The sequence below is a fragment of the Streptomyces spiroverticillatus genome (assembly GCA_014650415.1).
GTDB classification, from domain to species: domain Bacteria; phylum Actinomycetota; class Actinomycetes; order Streptomycetales; family Streptomycetaceae; genus Streptomyces; species Streptomyces spiroverticillatus.
In genome coordinates, this window is sequence record BMUX01000066.1 from 1 (window position 1) to 1423 (window position 1423).

General features: G+C 71.5%; 1 protein-coding gene. It reads right to left on the reverse strand.

Features of this window, described 5'->3' with window-relative positions; genetic code table 11:
* Positions 1 to 1423, reverse strand: a 1423-nt coding sequence (locus IE269_RS42685) for a beta-ketoacyl synthase N-terminal-like domain-containing protein (protein WP_318299713.1), incomplete at both ends; no start/stop codon positions are given.

Genomic DNA, 1423 nt, shown 5'->3' on the forward strand with positions numbered 1-1423 from the left:
ACATCCACATCCGCCGCCGACACACCCGCAGCCGCCAACGCCTGCCGAATCACCCGCTGCTGAGAAGGACCGTTCGGCGCGGTCAGACCGTTCGACGCGCCGTCCTGGTTCACCGCCGAGCCACGCATGACGGCCAGCACCTCGTGCCCGTTGCGCACGGCGTCCGAGAGCCGTTCCATGACGACCACGCCGACGCCTTCGGACCAGCCGGTGCCGTCCGCGGCGTCCGCGTACGCCTTGCAACGGCCGTCGCCCGCCAGCCCGCCCTGCCGGCTGAAGCCGAGGAAGCTCACCGGCGTGGCCAGCACGGTCACACCGCCGGCCAGCGCCAGCGAGGATTCACCACTGCGCAACGACTGGGCGGCCAGGTGCATGGACACCAGGGAGGACGAGCAGGCGGTGTCCACGGTCACGGCCGGACCTTCGAGTCCGAAGGTGTACGACACGCGCCCCGAGATCACGCTGTTCGCCAGGCCCGTACTGGCGTGACCTTCCACGTCCTCGCGCGAGTTCATGACGAGCGAGGCGTAGTCCTGCCCGGTGGTGCCCACGAAGACGCCGGTACGGCTGCCACGCAGCCGCGACGGGTCGATCCCGGCCCGCTCGAACGCCTCCCAGGAGGTCTCCAGCAACAACCGCTGCTGCGGGTCCATGGCCAGGGCCTCGCGCGGCGAAATCCCGAAGAAGCCGGCGTCGAAGTCGCCCAGCGCCGAAAGGAAGCCACCCGTTCGGGTCGCGCTGGCTCCTCTGTTTCCCGGGCCGCTCTCGCCGAAGAGAGCGGCGAGGTCCCAGCCCCGGTCGGTGGGGAAGTCGGTCAGCCCCTCCCGGCCTTCGAGAAGCATGTCGAAGAAGGCCTCGGGGGTGTCCACGCCCCCCGGCATCCGGCACGCCATGCCGACGATCACGATCGGGTCGTCGTCGCCGGACACTGCCGGTGCGACCGCGTCCAGGGCCTTGTGCTCGTCGAGAATTTCGGCGAGGAGGTGTCCGGCGAGCGCGGTGGGGGTGGGGTGGTCGAAGACGAGGGTGGCGGGCAACCGCAGGCCGGTGGCCTGATTCAGCCGGTTGCGCAGCTCCAGGGCGGTGAGCGAATCGATGCCCAGATCCTTGAACCCCCGCTCGGCCTCGACCGACAGGAGCGACGTGTGTCCGAGCACTCCGGCGGCCTCGGTCCGTACGAGGTCCAGCACCTGCCGGGCCCGTTCGTCCTCGGCGAGGGCGCCGAGCCGCAGCCCAAGCGCACCGGCCGTCGCCGACACGGCCATCCGGCGGGCGCCCTTGAAGAGCCCCCGGAACAGCGGGGGTACGTCCGCCCCCGGACGCCGCTCGCCGCCGAGGCTGCCGAGGGGGACGAGGTGGGGTGCGTCGGTGGCCATCGCCGCGTCCAGCAGGGCAAGACCCTGCTCGACGGAGAGCGGCGGAA